Source organism: Paenibacillus caseinilyticus (genome assembly GCF_027533645.1).
GTDB lineage: Bacteria > Bacillota > Bacilli > Paenibacillales > NBRC-103111 > Paenibacillus_G > Paenibacillus_G caseinilyticus.
The window spans coordinates 668,410-686,156 of sequence record NZ_JAQAGY010000001.1; the positions used below are offsets into that span (position 1 = coordinate 668,410).

General features: G+C 54.4%; 20 protein-coding genes. 6 read left to right on the top strand and 14 right to left on the bottom strand.

Features of this window, described 5'->3' with window-relative positions; genetic code table 11:
- Window positions 1-361 precede the first annotated feature (361 nt).
- Both O9H32_RS02785 and O9H32_RS02790 read left to right on the top strand, forming a co-directional pair.
- Window positions 362-529, top strand: coding sequence for a recombinase family protein (locus O9H32_RS02785; RefSeq protein WP_269864260.1), 168 nt, complete (start codon window positions 362-364; stop codon window positions 527-529).
- A 63-nt stretch (window positions 530-592) separates the two neighbouring features.
- Window positions 593-1,246, top strand: coding sequence for a hypothetical protein (locus O9H32_RS02790; RefSeq protein ID WP_269864261.1), 654 nt, complete (start codon window positions 593-595; stop codon window positions 1,244-1,246).
- Window positions 1,247-1,500: 254 nt separating this feature from the next.
- Here O9H32_RS02790 and O9H32_RS02795 read toward each other — a convergent pair whose 3' ends face one another.
- From O9H32_RS02795 to O9H32_RS02825, 7 genes are all read right to left on the bottom strand, one after another.
- Complete coding sequence (locus O9H32_RS02795) at window positions 1,501-1,953, bottom strand: hypothetical protein (protein WP_269864262.1); 453 nt, start codon at window positions 1,951-1,953, stop codon at window positions 1,501-1,503.
- Window positions 1,954-2,052: 99 nt separating this feature from the next.
- Window positions 2,053-2,526 (bottom strand): hypothetical protein, encoded by a 474-nt coding sequence (locus O9H32_RS02800; protein WP_269864263.1) that lies wholly within the window; start codon window positions 2,524-2,526, stop codon window positions 2,053-2,055.
- Window positions 2,527-3,348: 822 nt separating this feature from the next.
- Complete coding sequence (locus O9H32_RS02805; RefSeq protein WP_269864264.1) at window positions 3,349-3,663, bottom strand: hypothetical protein; 315 nt, start codon at window positions 3,661-3,663, stop codon at window positions 3,349-3,351.
- A 162-nt stretch (window positions 3,664-3,825) separates the two neighbouring features.
- Window positions 3,826-4,422 carry a DUF975 family protein gene (locus O9H32_RS02810; RefSeq protein ID WP_269864266.1) on the bottom strand — a complete coding sequence of 199 codons (597 nt, stop codon included), beginning with the start codon at window positions 4,420-4,422 and terminating at the stop codon, window positions 3,826-3,828.
- An 18-nt stretch (window positions 4,423-4,440) separates the two neighbouring features.
- A complete protein-coding gene (locus tag O9H32_RS02815) occupies window positions 4,441-5,010 on the bottom strand; it encodes a manganese catalase family protein (protein WP_269864267.1) in 570 nt (189 codons plus the stop codon).
- Between the two features lie 34 nt (window positions 5,011-5,044).
- Window positions 5,045-5,311 (bottom strand): spore coat protein CotJB, encoded by a 267-nt coding sequence (locus O9H32_RS02820; RefSeq protein WP_269864268.1) that lies wholly within the window; start codon window positions 5,309-5,311, stop codon window positions 5,045-5,047.
- A gap of 21 nt (window positions 5,312-5,332) precedes the next feature.
- The gene (locus tag O9H32_RS02825; RefSeq protein ID WP_269864269.1) at window positions 5,333-5,536 is read right to left on the bottom strand and encodes a spore coat associated protein CotJA; all 204 of its coding nucleotides are present in this window, start codon (window positions 5,534-5,536) and stop codon (window positions 5,333-5,335) included.
- Between the two features lie 147 nt (window positions 5,537-5,683).
- On the opposite strand from O9H32_RS02825, the gene O9H32_RS02830 reads away from it, so the two are divergent.
- Complete coding sequence (locus O9H32_RS02830) at window positions 5,684-6,364, top strand: C40 family peptidase (protein WP_269864270.1); 681 nt, start codon at window positions 5,684-5,686, stop codon at window positions 6,362-6,364.
- Window positions 6,365-6,445: 81 nt separating this feature from the next.
- On the opposite strand, the gene O9H32_RS02835 is transcribed toward O9H32_RS02830, so the two are convergent.
- The 6 genes from O9H32_RS02835 to O9H32_RS02860 form a co-directional block, all read right to left on the bottom strand.
- A complete protein-coding gene (locus O9H32_RS02835; RefSeq protein ID WP_269864271.1) occupies window positions 6,446-7,330 on the bottom strand; it encodes a YitT family protein in 885 nt (294 codons plus the stop codon).
- Window positions 7,331-7,458: 128 nt separating this feature from the next.
- Complete coding sequence (ytvI, locus tag O9H32_RS02840; RefSeq protein WP_269864272.1) at window positions 7,459-8,508, bottom strand: sporulation integral membrane protein YtvI; 1,050 nt, start codon at window positions 8,506-8,508, stop codon at window positions 7,459-7,461.
- A gap of 21 nt (window positions 8,509-8,529) precedes the next feature.
- A complete protein-coding gene (locus O9H32_RS02845; RefSeq protein WP_269864273.1) occupies window positions 8,530-9,918 on the bottom strand; it encodes a hemolysin family protein in 1,389 nt (462 codons plus the stop codon).
- A 47-nt stretch (window positions 9,919-9,965) separates the two neighbouring features.
- Complete coding sequence (yfkAB, locus tag O9H32_RS02850; protein WP_269864274.1) at window positions 9,966-11,102, bottom strand: radical SAM/CxCxxxxC motif protein YfkAB; 1,137 nt, start codon at window positions 11,100-11,102, stop codon at window positions 9,966-9,968.
- A 216-nt stretch (window positions 11,103-11,318) separates the two neighbouring features.
- Window positions 11,319-12,776, bottom strand: coding sequence for a bifunctional metallophosphatase/5'-nucleotidase (locus tag O9H32_RS02855; RefSeq protein WP_269864275.1), 1,458 nt, complete (start codon window positions 12,774-12,776; stop codon window positions 11,319-11,321).
- A 43-nt stretch (window positions 12,777-12,819) separates the two neighbouring features.
- Complete coding sequence (locus O9H32_RS02860) at window positions 12,820-13,287, bottom strand: molybdopterin-binding protein (protein WP_269864276.1); 468 nt, start codon at window positions 13,285-13,287, stop codon at window positions 12,820-12,822.
- Between the two features lie 173 nt (window positions 13,288-13,460).
- Between O9H32_RS02860 and O9H32_RS02865 the strand changes: the two genes are divergently transcribed.
- The 3 genes from O9H32_RS02865 (at window position 13,461) to O9H32_RS02875 (ending at window position 16,420) form a co-directional block, all read left to right on the top strand.
- On the top strand, window positions 13,461-14,180 hold the full coding sequence (locus O9H32_RS02865; RefSeq protein WP_269864277.1) for a molybdenum cofactor biosynthesis protein: 720 nt from the start codon (window positions 13,461-13,463) through the stop codon (window positions 14,178-14,180).
- Window positions 14,177-15,256: a ThiF family adenylyltransferase gene (locus O9H32_RS02870; RefSeq protein ID WP_269864278.1), complete on the top strand. Its 1,080-nt coding sequence runs from the start codon at window positions 14,177-14,179 to the stop codon at window positions 15,254-15,256. Before O9H32_RS02865 ends, O9H32_RS02870 begins: the two co-directional genes overlap by 4 nt.
- A 93-nt stretch (window positions 15,257-15,349) precedes the next feature.
- On the top strand, window positions 15,350-16,420 hold the full coding sequence (locus O9H32_RS02875) for an HD-GYP domain-containing protein (RefSeq protein ID WP_269864279.1): 1,071 nt from the start codon (window positions 15,350-15,352) through the stop codon (window positions 16,418-16,420).
- Between the two features lie 123 nt (window positions 16,421-16,543).
- Here O9H32_RS02875 and O9H32_RS02880 read toward each other — a convergent pair whose 3' ends face one another.
- Window positions 16,544-17,677, bottom strand: a complete 1,134-nt coding sequence (locus O9H32_RS02880; protein ID WP_269864280.1) for a C40 family peptidase — start codon at window positions 17,675-17,677, stop codon at window positions 16,544-16,546.
- Between the last annotated feature and the right edge of the window lie 70 nt (window positions 17,678-17,747).

Here is a 17,747-nt window from a genome sequence, read left to right on the forward strand (position 1 = left end):
ATGCTGCCCATGATGCAGAATAGCAATGACTGTCATTCATTTCTGGTATATGCCCAAAATGGCTGCTGGCCGGCGTTAGCTATGCTCTGGAACACCTGGTCCGTCGTAAGGTTCGAATATCGGCATCCAGTCCCATACATCCCGGTGCCGGCAGCTCTTGTGATCCGGGATAACGGACTTGAGCATGGCGTACATAGCTTGCGAGTCCTTTCCACCTAAGTGCGATACAAAAAATATCGCTCCCTGCTGGATGAGGCTAGCTACTTCATTTGGAATCTTCAGGGGAGCCTTTCTGAACGTTCCGAGATGATTAATCTTCTGGAGGATGTAGAGGCTGGCAAGTGGAAAGGCGTGCTCGTTCGTGAAGGTAGAGCGTCTCGCTCGGGGAAATACCATGGACCAAGGGATCGTCGCACGAACCTTCAAGTATTCGTCCACACTCATTATTACGCCTATGAGGACTTACGATCCTAACAACCTGAACGATGAAGAGTATTTCGAATTCGGCCTGTTCATGAGCCGCCGCTAATTCAAGACAATCAATCGCCGGTTGCAGGGCGGGCGCATCAATTCTATAGAAGAAGGCAAATACGTGGGGAATGTTGCCCCCTATGGCTATCTAAGAAAAAAGCTTCCAGGTAAAGGATGCACCTTGGAACCACATCCGGAGCAAGCACAGATCGTGCAGATTATCTTCTCCCTCCATACAGATCCAAACCCGGACACTCGGTTAGGGACGGCACGTATCACCCGGTATTTGAATGAGGAGCTGAGGATACCGACCCTTAAGAACAGCAAATGCGGATGGATTGTTGCGGCCATAAATGGAATATTACGCAATCCAAAAAATCCAGACTCACTTATTTGCACAACTCATAATTGCAAAAATGTTAGCTCGTATTTTCATAAGGTAGAGGAGAAGCTGCTTCAGGCGTTAAAAATCATATTGTTCGGCATGAAGCAGGCTGCTGAAATCCAAGCCCTTCCCAATGAAAGCGAGGCTGAGAAAAGAAACCTCCAGCTGAAGTTATTAAAAGATCAGGTCAAAGTTTTGGAGAAAACCAAAAATGAGTTAAACTTGCAGAAAGGAAACCTGCATGATCTGGTAGAAACAGGAACTCCAAAAAGAGCAACGCCGTGCCAGCTCCCAAAAGGAGATCATTCCTATTATGGAACATGTGCTGAATGCTTATTCTGTGGCAGAGACACCTGCAGAAAAAAATGCATTATTGAAATCCATCATTAGCCAGATCACTTATCGTAAAGAAAAAGGCGGTAGATGGAGCAGTAAAGCTCAAGATGACTTCACCTTGAAGATATTCCCCGTTACTGAAACAGATAACGCGCCTGCCCGTTAAATGGACAAGCGCGTTAGACGTTCTCAGACCTCTTAATTGGGACAGCCGTTATAATAAAGTGGATACTTGACCGTTACAAAAGGAGCCACAACTTGATGAGGCTCCCTTAAACTATAATCTATATTCTTATCGCCCACCTGTATTACTTAGCCCAGACAGGGTACCAGCCTTTAACAGGGTCTTTGGTGTTATAGAGAACTAGATTCCCATCATCTTGAACTACCAGAGTGTCGCCAGCAAGATTGGCTGGAGGATTGCCTTGATAGTGGGCATTACTCCATGCTTGATTGTTTGACTGCCACAAATATTGACCTGCCCAAATAGACGAGACTTTACCATCTGGAGAAATTTCCAGTCCTTGATACGCACTAGATGTATCAGCTTGCCACAATGTTTTATGCTCAACAGCATCATATAATTCTAGACGAGTTATCATAAAAGCTAGCATGTACCTTCCATTACTCGACTCTAAATATTCATTTCTCCATAAGAATTCACCTTCTCTGAGTACATTTTCACCGTGTTTTGCATAACTAGAAGTACTAAAAGAAAACAACATGGATACAAGTGCAAATAAGAATACCAACTTTTTCATAAGTATACCTCCGTTTTAGATGCTTATGTGGCAAATAAAGTTTTATTGTGACACAAAAGAGCCGCGAATTGATGCGACTCTGCTAAAAATATAATCCTCTTAACGTCCGCCTGTATCACTTGCCCAGACGGGGTAAACATCATTTGGGTTATCAGTGTTATAAATAACAACATTTCCATCACCCTGAACTACTAGAAAATCACCATAATAGTTTGTTCCGGATGGGACCCGACCACTTCTCTCGGTCCAATTATAATTACTTGAGATCCAATTTACACCTTTGTAAAATGGATAATCCCCCTCTAAATATGCCTGTCCATCAAAGCCGAAAGTATTAGCTTCAAACATACTATTATCAGTTTTTACGCTCCAAATCGCCGAACTGTTATCCTGATAAAGTACAAGATTACCATCGTTCTGCATGACGAGGGTGAACCTGCCGTTTTGAGACTGTAGTGATTCACCTGCACGAATTTTTTCACCAGGGAATAATGTGTCCTTTGCAAAAGCCGCAGAGACAAGTGTGAGTTGAAGCATCAAAGCCGCAAATAATAATAATGAAATCTTTTTCATAAAAAACCTCTTTTCTGTATTATTATATTTACTCATTGATTATATCAAATAATTACCTATTAAGTTTATTATTTACTATTATTTAATAGTTAAACTATTATTAAATCATTATGCACGAGCGTGTCAACGTCGCGATCACCGATGCTGTTGATCTCCCGAGCCCACGGTGGCTAAATCGATCCAGCTCAACTGCGACAGCATATTTCTGCAGATGGATCTTATTGAAGAGCCTTGACGGCTTGATCGCTCCACCTCATAAATGATGTTATTTTATTGGATTTAATTCACGTCTAACCATGATGTACTAATTCTTCAGTGCCGATGTCGGTAATATTGTTTGAGGACCTATATAATTGCTTACTATTTTTTTACGGTGATTCCAAGCTTGGAAGACTTGAGTCGAGTACTGATGCGGATTGGTTTATTTTCGAACCTAATCCAAGTACTATCTTCCTTGGAGCTACAGCACTTGTGACTTTGGTTGCACCTAAAGGGTATCCATATAATCTTCGTATTCTGACGAGTACGGGAGCTGCTGTACCGAAGCAAAAGATAAAGTTAAGTGAAAATTTTTCTCAATATATGATTTATTTAGGCCCATGTACTTCCTATAGATTTAGTGTTGAAAGCTGGGATGGTAATAATAATCCTAACTTCGATTACAATCTGTCAGTCCAATAATTCTCCTCCCGATGGTACTACTTTTCGATAGCTTTTATAAAGGATGTTCTCCGCAATAGCGTGAGAATGTCCCTTTTTCTATTCTCACGGATCAGACCTGTTGATTAACCAAATTCTGTTGATTTATTTCTTTGAACCTTATTAAGTACAAGGTTCGATTGAATGACCCAGTTGCTGGGCAGCATATAACTGACCGTACACTGCATTTTGTGTGGTGCCGAAGAGAACAGGTTTCGAGACATTTCCCACGCTCCCCGTCTTGAGTTTGCCATCACAAAGCAAGCCCAGTTCGGCACTGTTGCTATCGTCCGCGTTGGGCGTACATTCAATCGCTGCTTGTCTCGGCGTCAACCAGCTTTGAAGGCTGCCCATTTGCTTGATGCCCCAGCCATTCTGGCCACCCCATCCTCCTTTGAACAATGTTTCTGCATGAGCGACATCCTCTGTAGACTCCAATAAGGGATGATCTCCGTCAGATGAATCGGAGACCATCCCTTATTCAATATCATTTTCCACTCCCGCTGGACTCTTTCGCCCCCATCAGAACCTGGAATGGAAAGGATGAGCCTACACCCTGTTTCGTTTCGGCGTCAGCCTCCGGAATCATCCCCTCTTGTGCTACCCCTGCCCTTGCGACGCCTTCAGGTTCGTGTAGAAGTTGGCGTTCGTCACGGACATGTAAGGGCCAAGCCACAGGAAACCAATCCCTGCCGTCAACACCGCCAGCAGCACCCATCCGAGGAAACTAAGCCCCAGGACAAAATAGCGCCACTTGTGTCCTTTCATCATTTCCTTGCTGCGGCTAAGCGCTTCCATCGCCGTCAGCTCCGGCTCGTCGATCCGGATATAATAGGCCATCGAATAGCTCAGCGCCGCGACAATGCCCGGAATAATCAGCAGCAGCATCCACAGCAGTACGAAGAGCGTGGAGAGCAGGTACAGTACCAAGGCCGGCACGAACTTCACAAACCCCTGAAGCAGATCGTCCACGGCGGCCCCTTCTCCGCGGTGCACCCGGAGGAAGTAGTAGGCCGAGCCCCAAGCGATCGGCCCCGAGATAACCAGGCTCAGCAGCGAACCGCCCTTCGGTATTCCGGAGACCAGGAGTGAGACAGCAATGGTAATCAGCGTTACGGCAGCTGCCTTCCACCAGTTCCCTCTCAGCTGCTGAAGCGCCCTGGTTTTCAATTCGGTGATCGTTGCAATCCCTTCCACGTTGTCTCCCCTTTCCTTCTAAAACACTTTCTTGGCGCCCTGCTCCGCTTTGAGAATCTCCACCGCTTCGCGAAACCGCAGCGAATGCACGACCTCCCGCTCCCGCAAAAACTTAAGACCATCCTGCAGGTCCACATCGTCCGTCAGGTCGATCAGCCACTGGTAGGTGGCCCTGGCCTTCTCTTCCGCCGCAATGTCTTCATACAGGTCTGCGATCGGATCTCCCTTGGCTTGGATATAAGCGGCCGTCCATGGCACCCCGGAAGCGTTCTGATAGAACAGCGCCCGGTCATGGGCCGCGTAATGGTCATCCAGCCCGGCAGCCTTGAGCTGCTCCACCGTGGCGTCCTTGGTGAGCTTGTAGACCATGGTAGCGATCATCTCGAGGTGCGCGAATTCCTCCGTACCGATGTCGGTTAGCAATCCAATGACCTTATCGGGAATCGAATACCGCTGATTGAGATAACGCAGGGCCGCGGCGAGCTCCCCATCCGCTCCGCCGTACTGCTCGAGCAGCAGTCTGGCCATGCGGGGATCGCACTTGCCTACCTTCACCGGATACTGCAGCTTTTTCTCATAGATCCACATGCGCCCTCACTCCTTCCCCCTTGTAAGCTCCATCTCAGACCTGCCAGGGCCACGGAACCTCCACCCATTCCCAAGGCTCTCGGGTAAAGCTGTGCCCGTAGGACATCAGCGGGCCGAACACCTGTTGAAACCGGTGGGCCAGACCCATACGGTGCTGGGCAAATTGGTTGTACTGCGCCAGGGCCTGCGGATCCCCTGGATGGGTATCCAGGTACAGCGTAAGTTCCACGAGCACAAAATCGACGGCCTGCAGCTCCTGAAGCTGGACATAAAACTGCTCAGGCATAGCCTTGCGTTCCATACGCATTCCTCCTGTCCAGAGTTAGGTATTCTTTCGTTCATACGGGCTGTAGAGGGCGGGCCACAGCGTTCCCCGGCATAAGGCCTCGTGGGGCGGGAACTGCGGCAGACCGGGCGGCTGGTAGCGGATATAGAGATTCGGCGGCGTTGCGTAAGTCTTCACCGTGATCGGCGGGCAGGGGTCGCAGGGACCGATATAAGGGAACCAAACTTTGACCTGATCCATAGCGGGGCGGGCCTCCTTTTGCATGCTCCCAACATTTATACATTGTTGGCTTGTCCATTATGCGTATAAAATGACATCGTACCGATATACAAGAGGACAACATTCAAATTCGCTACTTCCAGCGAGGAAAAGGAGACGCCTGCCCTAATGAAGAATGCGATCACCAAGATGATTCTTACGTCCGCCGCCGCCGCTGTCTTCGTTACCGCAAGCCCAGCCTTCGTTCCTCCCGTTCAAGCCGCTGCGGCCGCGTTCACACCCTTGTACCAAGGTATGACTTCGGATGCCGTATCCCAGCTTCAGCGCGACCTCAAGACATTAGGTTATTTTACTTACCCGACCATTACGGGATACTACGGCACGGTAACCGCCGATGCGGTTCGTGCCTTCCAGACGGCCTACAGCCTCCCTGTCACCGGCTCGGTGGACGCTACGACACGTGCACGCATCGACTTTGCGCTGGTCCGTAGATCCATCGTGACGGACTCCTATCAATATATCCGCGTCCCTTACCTGTGGGGCGGTGCAACACCGGCCGGCTTTGACTGCTCCGGCTTCGTCTATTACATGTTCACCACTCATGGCGTACCGATGACGCGCACCACTTCGGCCACGATGGCTACCATGGGCACACCGGTCGACAAAGCCAAGCTCGTCCCGGGCGACCTCGTCTTCTTCACACTGGGTACCCCTGGGATCGTCTCCCATGTGGGCATCTATGTCGGCAACGGCGAATTCATTTCGGCCCTCAGCTCCGTAGGCGTTTACGTCCAGAAGCTGGACAACACGTACTGGGGACCCAAGTACCTGGGCGCCCGCCGCTTCTAATCTCTTAGAAGAACATACAAAAAGCGGGACCGCGATAATCGCGGTCCCGCTTTTTGTATGCCCTCTAAGCCCTCTAATGCTTCAGTGGATGTCCTTCTTCTTGAACCTGCCGCCCTTCACATCGTGAATATTACCGACAGCAAGGAAAGCTGTAGGATCGAGCTCCTCGACGATGGACTTTAGCTTCGCTTCCTCCAGCCGGTTGATCACGCAGAAGATCACACGCCGGCTTCCGCCGGTAAAGCCGCCTTCCCCATTCAAATAGGTAACTCCCCGCCCGAGACGCTGTATAATCGCCTCGCCGATATCGCGGCTGTTCTCGCTGATAATCCACACGGCTTTCGACTCGTCGAAGCCTTCGATGGTGATATCGATCATCTTGAAGGCAATATAGTAGGCAATGAGCGAATACATCGCATGGTCCCAGCCGAAGACGAATCCCGCGCTGCTCAAGATGAACAGATTGAAGAACATGACGATTTCGCCAACGGAGAAGGGCAGCTTTCTGCCGAAGAGAATGGCCAGGATCTCGGTACCGTCTAGCGATCCGCCCGAGCGGATGACCAGGCCAACGCCAATGCCGAGGATAATGCCCCCGAACACCGCAGCAAGCAGCGGGTCCACGGTCAAGGCCTGAACCGGATGCAGCAGCCAGGTCCCGATGGACATCAACGTCACGGCGTAGAGAGTGGATAAGGCGAATGTCTTGCCGATCTGTTTATAACCCATGATCAGAAAAGGCAGGTTATACAGCAGAAGGAAGAGGCCAATCGGAAGCGCGGAGAGATGCGAGGTAATGATCGAGATGCCGACGATGCCCCCGTCGATAATGTCGTTGGGCACCAGGAAGATTTCGAGTCCTACGGAGACCAGAGCGGCTCCGAAGAAGATCAGAACGGCCCGCCGTATGATTTTGGCCAGTGAAGTTTTCGTATGCTGCTTGGCCGCGGGAAGCTGTGCCTCCATCCATTGTCCCCCTTGGTTCGTTACGCCTGCTGCACGGCACCAGCTCCTGTGGGCTGAACTTAACCCCAAGACCAATACCCCGAGCGGCATAACAACACGTCACATAACTTGAGGCTGTGCAGTGATGCCTATCCGTCGAGCTTGATATTGATCTTGAGGAGGCCTACGCGGCGCAGGGCCGAATAGACGATCACCATGACGGGACCGAGGATAAGGCCGATCGCCCCCATGAGCTGGAACCCTACATAGATGCTGATGAGTGCAGCCAGCGCGTTGATGCCTACCGCGTCACCGATAATCTTCGGTTCGATAATGCGGCGGAAGATGAGAATGACAAGGAACAGCACAAGGAGGCCGATGCCTAGGTGCGAATCCCCCACGAGGAAGCTGTATCCCGCCCAAGGGAACAGGACGGCGCTGACGCCGAGCACCGGAAGAATATCGACGAGCACAATCAAGAGTGCGATGGCCATCGGATAGTCGACGCGCAGAATGAGCAGACCGATCAGCGTGACGATATAGGTCAGCAGGGAGATGATGAACTGGGCCAGAATGAACCCGAAGATGGCGCGGCGCAGATCCACAAGTACGGTGGCGACTTTGGAACGCGAGCCCGGGTCGAACAAACCGAGGAACGACTGGTACAGCTTCGGAAGGCTCAATGAGATCAAATACAGGCCGATTACGAAGACCACAAAAAAGATGAACAGGCTCGGAATCGTCTTCGCGACGCCGATGGAATACCGCGACACGCCGGCAAGGATGCTCTTCAGGCTCTCCGTGACCGCACCGACACCTGAACCGAGCCACTTTTGGACCTGTTCCGCCATACCGGCAGGAAGCGCCTCATAGATCAGCTCGGTTTTGGCCGACGTGTCATTGAACAGCGCAACGGCGTTATTGAGATAGTCGGGAGCATTCTTTGAGAGCTGCACGAGCTCCGAGACCATTTTGAAGCCCACAAGGTAGACGAACCCTAGGAATAAACCGGTATACAGGGTGCAGGCGATCACCGCCGCGGGAATCCGTCCGAACTTCAGGTATTTCACCATCGCCGTGATGACCGGTTCGATAAGAATGGCAATCAAGATAGCCAGCAAAAAGGGAAAGCCGGTGGTAAACAGAGCGTAGAGCAGCACGGCGCTTAAAGCGCAGAAAAGCAAAGTACGAAGCGGCATCTAGCGAGTGACCTCCCAGTCCTATTCTTGTTCCTGATTAGTACCTGGCGGCTCCGTCATCAGTATCCGGTCCGGCAGCTTCGGTTCGGTCGTAATCTTGACTCTCAGCACCCGAAGCCGTTCGGTCTCGGTAATCTCATAGACGAAGCCTTCATAGGCATACTTGCGGCCGCGGGCAACGGACCCTTCCAGCTGCTTGAACAGCCAGCCGCCGATGGAGTCGACCTCGTCGTCCACAATGCCGAGTGCGAGCATATCGTCGAGCTCTTCCAGAAGCACCCGGCCGTCTACGGAGTAGCCGTCGCTGAGCTTCTCGATCTCCGGCTTCTCGCCTTCGTCGAATTCGTCGTGCATCTCGCCTACGATTTCTTCGAGAATATCTTCCGCCGTCAGCAGCCCTGCGGTACCGCCGTATTCGTCGATAACCACGGCCAGCTGCGACCGCTTGCGCTGCATGAGCTTCAGCACATGGGAAATTTCCATCGATTCCGGCACCATGAGGACCGGCCTCAGGAAGTCTTTTAATTCGTGCGCTTTGTCGGGCTCCGCCGTCAGCAGATCCGACATATGAACGAATCCGACGATCTCGTCTTTGTCGTTCGTTGCCACCGGATACCGGGTATGCTTCGTTTCGTAGACCATCTTCAGGTTCTCTTCGAAGCTCAGCTCCGTGAACAAGCAGTCCATATCTGTGCGAGGCAGCATAATTTCACGGGCGACCCGGTCGGAGAATTCGAAGATATTATCGAAGAGGGCGAGCTCGTCTTTGTCGATATGCCCGCTGCGTGCACTCTGGTCCATGAGGATACGGATTTCTTCCTCGGTATGAGCCGCTTCGTGTTCGGTGGCAGGCTGGACGCCCACCAGCCGGAGCAGCCGGTTGGCAGCTCCGTTCAGCAGCCAGATTACGGGATAGAATACGCGGTAGAACAGCATCAAGGGGGCCGACAGCCACAGGGAGGTCAGTTCGGATTTCTGGATGGCCAGCGACTTCGGCGCCAGTTCCCCCAGCACAATATGCAGGAACGTAATGGAGGCGAAGGCGATCGCAAAAGCTACGGCATCGGCATACCAAGCGTTCTCGAGCCCGAGCACGGCGAATGCCGGCTCCACGATCAGGTGGGAGATCGCAGGCTCCCCCACCCAGCCGAGGCCGAGCGAAGCGAGCGTAATCCCCAGCTGGGTAGAGGACAGGTACGCGTCAAGCTTGCTCGTGACGGCAAGGGCATAGCGCGCCTTGCCATGGCCCTCGCTCTCCAGCTGCTGAAGACGCGACTGTCTTACTTTGACGAGAGCGAACTCTGCTGCGACGAAGAAACCGTTCAAGAGCACCAAGAATAAGACCAAGAGAAGGTTGAGGGAGATCGCCCCCAAATCAAAACCTGTACTATGACTGTCGAGTGCGTCCAATGACGTCAATCTCCTTTGCGTATATAGGATGAAGGAAGGGGCAGACCTTAGACCACAGCACGCCGGGAACTGAAGTCCACTTCCTTGTAATATGTATCCGCGACCAGCAGATTGGGCCCGCAGCAGCTAGCTGCCGGACAATAGCAGGAGACCGTCCCGTTCAGCGGATGGTCCTTCCAACGGAGGAATACGTCCTCCAGCCTGTCTCTATGTACATTACCCAAAGAAGGCACGTCAGAAAAATCGGTTACATAGACATCCCCCGTAAAGAGATTCACATTCAAGCGATTGCGGCCGTCAGGGTCGTTACGGACCGTCACATTCGGCTCCGTACGCAAACGCCGTACAAGCGCCCTGTCGGCTTCCAGCGGACTGCAGGCGTAGAACGGCAGCGTGCCGAAGAGCATCCAGAGGTCGGCATCACGCCCGTCGAGCAGCTTCGAGATCGCCGCGCGCGTGTCATCCAGCGACAGACGGGGCAGGTGGGAAGCAAAAGCACTCGGGTACATCGGATGCACCTCATGACGCTGGCAGCCCATATCCCGGATCATCCGGTGAATCGGCACGAGTTTGTCGTGTGTCTTGTAGTTGATCATACTCTCCGCCGATACGAACATACCGCCGCGAGTCAGCGCAACCGCGTTCTCCACCATCCGGTCGTACAGCTTGTAGGCGGTCTCCCTGCTGACCGGCCGGGAGGATCGTTCGAACCCGACCCCGTAGAAGTCGTCGCCGTTCAAGTAATTGAATGAAATATGCATGACATCCAGGTACGGCGCCATGGCCTCATAGCGGGACAAATCCAGGGTGATGTTCGAATTAAGCTGGGAGCGCACCCCCCTCTCCCGGGCATACCGGAGAACCGGAACAATATAATCCCTCACCGTAGCTGCATGATAGCTCGGTTCGCCCCCTGTAATGGAGATCGTCTCCAGATGTTCCACCTCATCGAGGCGTTTTAGGATCGACGCTACAGGGATTCGGGGGCCTTCGGTCATGGCCAGGGACTCGCCCACCGCACAATGCTCGCAGCGCATATTGCAAAGATTCGTAACCGTGAGCTCGACGCTCGTCAGCCGGTGCTCCCCGTAGGTACGGAACGAGTGGATCGGCTCCCAAGGGTCATTGCTCGGGGTTATAGGGGGAAGGTCCTTCAAGAGACCTTCCTGGTTAGATTCGGACATGGTTATTCTTCACACCTGACTCTTTCGAAAGTTTCATGGTATAGATATATACTTCCCATTGTAGCGTAATACGAATGTAATGAAAAGAAAAGGAAGCACGGCCTCCGGCATCCAGCTCCGCAGCCTGTCATGTTCCCGGACCAGCGAGCAGCCCGCACTCCTGCAGCGGAGGCGAGCTCACCTTGTTAAGCTGGGCACACCGCGCCGCTTCACAGTTCAGAATGCAGTCTTCCGGGCATCGATAGGGATCCAGCGGGTGCGGACACTGTCCCGGAGTGCGGCTTCATCATGCAGCTGTGCCAGCAGCACATCGCGGAGAAACTCCGGCAAGAAGAACTCCGCCCGGGTGCCCTCCGCGATGGACAGGTAGCCGATGCCGAAGGTAAACATGTCGATGGTGCCCACAGTATAAGACCGGGCCGGCTGGAGCAGCTCGCTCCCAACGCATACGCTGCGGACCGACGCCATCGGCTCGCCATCGGGATCGTATTCTACGGTCAAGCCGTCCAGACATAGGGTTCCCAGTACTTTGCCCCGGAACCCAAAACCGTACAGCGGCTTGTTCATGAACTCCGGCAGCAGCGATTCCTCCAGCGCCCGCAGCAGCTGATCCCCGGTGAGCTCCAGCCGGCAGGGGTTGATCGGGGACGGACACAGCTCGAGCAAACGGCCAGCCGTAACCGAGCCCTCCAGCGGGCCGCCCAGCAGCTGTCCCGCATTGACCAGTCCGATCTCGGCGTCCGTCCAGCGCCGCAGTCCGGCGGCCAGCACATTGCCAAGCTGCGACTCCCCGTACCAATCCACGGCCAGGGGCTGCTCCAGACGGACGAGCTCGCGGTCCAGCACCAAGCGGGCCTGCTCTTGGTAAGTGTCGATAAGCCGGAGGATATCCTCCTCCTGCTCCCCGGTTACCACGGGGAGCACCCGGGACTCCGTTTTGCGGAGCGTCCGGGTGGCCGTATCCAGCTCCAGATCGACGACCCCGACGTATTGGCCGAATTTGCCTGCCGCACAGACGACTGTGCGTCCGATGCGGAGCGGCTCTTCGAGAAGATGGTGCGTGTGCCCGCCGAGGATCAGGTCGATGCCTTCGATCTCGGCAGCCATCCGCTCGTCGCTGCGGATGCCCAGATGGGACAGGACGACCAGTACGTCTACCTGCGGCCTTAGTTCAGCAGCATAGTGGCGTACGGTATCGAACGCATCCCGGGCATCCCAGCCGAGCAGGTTATAGAATTCGGCGAATGGCGCCGTGACCCCGATCAATCCTACGCGAATACCCGATTTAATCACAATATGATAAGGAACAGCCCAGTCCGGGCAGGCTCCGCTCGCAGTCTCGGGCATGTTGGCCAGCACTACGCGGAAGGCCGCTTCCTCTCCGTAGCGCTGCGCAAGCACATCAGGCATGAGCGTAAGCCCTTCATTATTCCCCAGGGTGGCCGCATCATAGCCGGTCGCATTCATCACGGCGATATTCGCCTGTCCTTGCGTTCCTTCACTGGCCGGGTGAACCCGGTCGATATGATCGCCGATATCGAGTGTAACCGTGAGCTCTACCCCCGCCTCGGCCCGCTGTCTGCGGATGATGGAGGCTATGGCTGGCATATGTTCGAAGCGACTGTGGATATCATTGGTATGAAGGATGCGAAGCCTCACGGTTGCGTCGTTCACTCAGGCACCCTCCTTCGGAGTCGATAACTCGATGTCCATCAGGCTAGTTCGCTCCCCGCTTCAGCAGCTGGTCCGGAGATATCTTGTTGCGGAATCCGTAGTCCGCCCCGTCCTGCGCATCGCCTTCATAGCGGAAGCGGATCTCCACCACACTCTTAACGTTGAGGCATTCGCTGCTGCCATCCGGAACATAGAGCCGCAGAGGGAACCCTTTGCGGAGCGGCTGCCCGTCTTCCTGGCGATAGAGCAGCAGAGCTCTGTCCAGCTGCGCCCAGGGAACGGCGGCCTCGAATTCATCGGCTGCCCTCACTTCAAGACGCCTCGGCATCGGGTGCGATTCCCCGCCCTTCCGGGCTCTCCAAGCGGCATACCACTGCAGAAAATCCACCGCCCGGCCGGACGCCCCCTCCACGCGTTCGCCTGCAGACAGATGGAGCGGGCCGATCGCGGCCAGCTCGTCAGCGGACAGCCGCTCCGAACCTATCTTTTCATCATATACCGAGATTTCCATGATTATGCCTCCGTTCCTTGCTTGCTTGATAACCGTTCTATGTTTGCTATTATATCATTTTTTACAGAAAATATGGTATGCTGAATACGCGTGAGAGCCGGGAGACGTCCGATCGACTGCTGCCCGGTCCCCTTCTCGCTTCACGATAACGATCATAAATGGAGTGGTCCCCCTTGAAGCTGAAACTGCTGCTCTTCGCAGGGCTTGCCGAGTCGTTCGGCACCCCCTTGCTGGAGCTCGATATAGCTGCGTCCGGCATCCGTCCTCCGGAACTCAAAGCGCTGCTCGCTGATCGGTACCCCGATTCCGCCTCTCGGCTTGAGGCGGCCTTCGTCGCCGTCAACCAGGCGTACGCGGACGACTCGGCCGTCATTCGCCCGGAAGACGAGGTCGCTCTGATTCCACCCGTATCGGGCGGAGAAGCACCTGCACGAATGGTTATTACACGGGATCCGATCTCCATAGAGGAAGTCACGTCCAAAGTGCTTCATCCCCATCACGGCGCGGCCCTCTCCTTCATCGGCACGACGCGCGAATTCACTCATGGGCAGCGGACGACGCTGCTCGAATACGAAGCTTACGAGCCTATGGCACTGAAGACTATGGAGCAGATCGGCAGCGAGATAGAAGACCGCTGGCCGGGTACACAGTGCGCCATTACCCACCGGCTGGGCCCGGTGCCTGTTGGCGAGACGAGCGTCGTGATCGCCGTCTCCTCTCCCCATAGGGACGCTTCCTATGAGGCGAGCCGCTACGCCATCGAGCGCCTCAAACAGATCGTACCGATCTGGAAGAAGGAAGTCTGGGAAGACGGTTCGGAATGGAAAGGCCACCAGCAGGGGCCTTGGAACCCGCTAACCGCCTCCCAAGCGGAAGGAGTACGCCAAGGATGACAACGAACCATGAGCAAGCCGCAGCCGTCCTCCCTCCTGAAGGACCTGACCGGGAACGATATTCCCGGCAGATGCTCTTCGCTCCCATAGGGTCCGAAGGCCAGACCAAGCTGCTGAACGCCCGTATCGCCATTGTTGGGATGGGGGCACTGGGGACGGTGCTCTCCAACCACATGGTGCGGGGAGGCGTCGGCTTCGTCCGCTTGATCGACCGCGACTTTGTGGAGATGAGCAACCTCCAGCGGCAGATGCTGTACGATGAATCGGATGCGGCCGGTTCCGCACCCAAGGCGGAGGCCGGGGCCGCCCGCTTAAGGGCCGCCAACGGTTCTGTCACGATCGAACCTGTGGTCGCGGACCTGCATCCCGCGAATGCGGAGGAACTGCTGTCGGATGTTCACTTAATCCTCGATGGAACCGATAATTTCTCTGTACGCTTTCTCATCAACGATGTCAGCATCAAGCATCGGATCCCCTGGATCTATGGCGGCGCCGTCAGCTCACGGGGCGTCTCGATGACCGTCATTCCAGGGACCACCCCTTGTCTGCGATGCATGTTCGGAGGTGCGCCTGCCCAAGGGTCAGCCGAAACCTGCGACACCGCCGGTGTCATCGGCCCCATCATCCATACGGTAGCGTCCCATCAAGCGGCGGAAGCCTTCAAGCTTCTGACGGGAGCGGATACGGCCCTGAACCGGCGGATGGTCCATTGGGATCTATGGTATAATCAATACTCGGCGATCGATGTCGCCGGCGCCCGCAAAGAGTCTTGCCCCTGCTGCGGACTGCTGCAATTCGATTACCTGGATGCCTTCCATGAAGAAGAAACCATTCAGACGCTCTGCGGACGCAACTCCGTGCAGATCCAGCCCCTCTCCCCGCAATCCCTTTCCCTGAAGGAGTGGGCACGGCGGCTCGAGAAGACCGGGCGGGTGGAGCTCAATCCGTTTTTGCTCAAGCTCCATCTCGAGAACGAGTTGACGCTCGTGCTGTTCCCGGACGGCCGGATGATCGTGCAGGGGACTGACGATCCGGTCGCGGCCAAGAGTCTGTACAGCCGCTACATCGGCATGTAAGATAAAGCGGTTATTCCATTAACCTATTGACCATTCTATACCTTCATATACTCATCCATTACATCATGCATCTTAACCCGAGGTGACTCCCCTTTGCTGATCCCAACCCATAGCGTCCGTGTCGGCGACAGCCTCAGCACCGATGCTTTTCATGCCAGCGGGCTGCTGGTGCTGTCCGCCGGCACCCTCTTAAGCGAGGCTGACATTGATAAGCTGCAGAGGCTCGGAATCAACGAGGTGGATATCGTGCCGCGCGGCTGGGACACCACGGCTTCGGCTGCCGACTCCTACCCGTTCTCCGCGGAGCCGGAAGAAGCAGAGAGAGAGAAGGCCGCCATCGCCGCATATCAAGAAGCGGTAGACGGCATCAAGTCCACATTCGGACAGGCCCTCGAAGAAGGCTTTATCTCTCCCGAGCAGGTGGAGCAGGGCTTCAACCCCCTGGCCGACCAGGTTCACGAAGAGAAAGATGTCGTCTCCCTGCTTCTCGTGCTGAACAACCGCGACGACTATACATACCAGCACAGCGTACAGGTAGGGATGATCTCGTACTATATCGCCAAGTGGATGGGGCAGCCGGAAGAAGAGGCCCTGCTCGCCGGCCGGGCCGGTTATCTTCACGACATCGGCAAATGCCGCATCGAGGCCGGCATCCTTCAAAAGCCGAGCCGGTTAACCGACGAAGAATACGAGAAAATCAAGAAGCACACGGTGATCGGCTATGAGATCCTGAAGCGGTCCGGATTCCCGGAACCCATCACCATGGCCGCTCTGCAGCATCATGAACGTTTTGACGGCACGGGCTATCCGCTGAAGCTCCGCAAAGAATCGATCCATCCGATGGCCAAGATCGTAGCTGTAGCGGATATTTACAGCGCGATGATTTCTACCCGGGTGTACCAGAAGAAACGAGATCTGCTGTTTGTGCTCCGCGAGCTCTACCGGTGCAGCTTTGGCGAGCTCGATCCGCAGATCACCCAAGTGTTCATCCGCCACATGATTCCGAATTTCATTAATAAAAAACTCCAGTTGATCACCGGAGAGACCGGTGTCATCGTCATGACGAATCCTACCGATTTCTTTCGTCCCCTCGTCAACTTTGACGGCGAGTTCGTGGATTTATCGGAGAGGCAGGATTTGGAGGTCGAACATATTTTCGTCTGAGGGGCGGTGCCATGAGCATTTGCCTCGCTGCCTGCGCCTGAAACACCACTTGCTGACTTTTCCAACCAACAACCCCATGGTCCAGGACCATGGGGTTGTTTTGCCTCAGCTATGCAGGACTTCCTAGTAGACAAACCGTCTTGCGGTCAAGAAGGTCTGTTTCCAATAAGGTTTATTAATACGCGTAATCTGTACCCCGTCCTTAGGCTTAGGTGAAGCGTGGATCATGAGCTGGTTGCCCATGTAGATCGACACATGGCCAACCGTTCTGTTCGTCTTGAACCGGCCTGGCACATAAAAGAACATCAGATCGCCCTTGCGCAGCGATTTGCGGCTGACGGCTGTCCCTTGTCTGGCTTGTGCTCTTGCCGTTCTGTTCAGAGAAACCCCATACTTGCCGAATATATACTGAGTGAACGTAGAGCAGTCAAAGCGGCCTGACTGCGGATAAGGTCTCGCCCCGAAGTCATACTTGACGCCAAGGTAACGCTTCGCTTGGGCGATCAAACCCGGCACATTCACGTTCTTGAGTACCGGAATGGCCTCTTCATTCATGCTTGTGCTTACGCCGTCAGCCTCCAGCGCTCCCATGGTTGGGGAAGCTTCCCCTTCCACACCCTTGAACGGATCGTTCGGGTCGTCCTCAAAGTCGAGCTCCGCTCCCGTATTGGCTTCGTCGGGCCCGTCAATCGAGCCCGTTACATTTTGGTCCGATACTGAGATTACGACATTTTTGCCTTGCTTTTGAATCGAGACTTCATCCTGCATCAGGCTCGTAAGGGACGCTACCGGAAGGTGAACCTGTGAGTTGTGTAAGAGTACCGGCTCATTCATGGAAACCTTCTGATCCTCTTTCTCCGCCTGCGGAGAACCGGCAGTGAACTCGTATGCCGCATCATGGTCACCGAGCTGGAAGACGCCGCGCTCGGCATCCCAGTCAAAATCATAACCAAGGCTCTTCGCAAACTCCGTACCGACCACATAAGCCGTTCCATTCACATCCACCACTGGAACCGTGATTTGCGAACCGCCGGCCCCTTGGACGTTCGTTGCTCCGCCGGTGCCTTGGATCTTCGTCGCTCCGCCGGATCCAAGCTGCTGCACGCCACCGTTGCTTTGCTCGCTCTTCAGCCGGTTGGCGGACTGCCCGCTAGTGCCTGGCACACTCTGCTGTTGGCTCTGCTGCTGCTCCTTGGATAAGTTCGAACCGCACCCTGTGGTTAAAACAAGGGAAGAGGCTACTGCAATTACTGTCATACTACGCCATTGTTTGATCATGTGTGGGCTCCTGCTCCTTCATCTTCTGGTGAATTCCAACCTGATCATA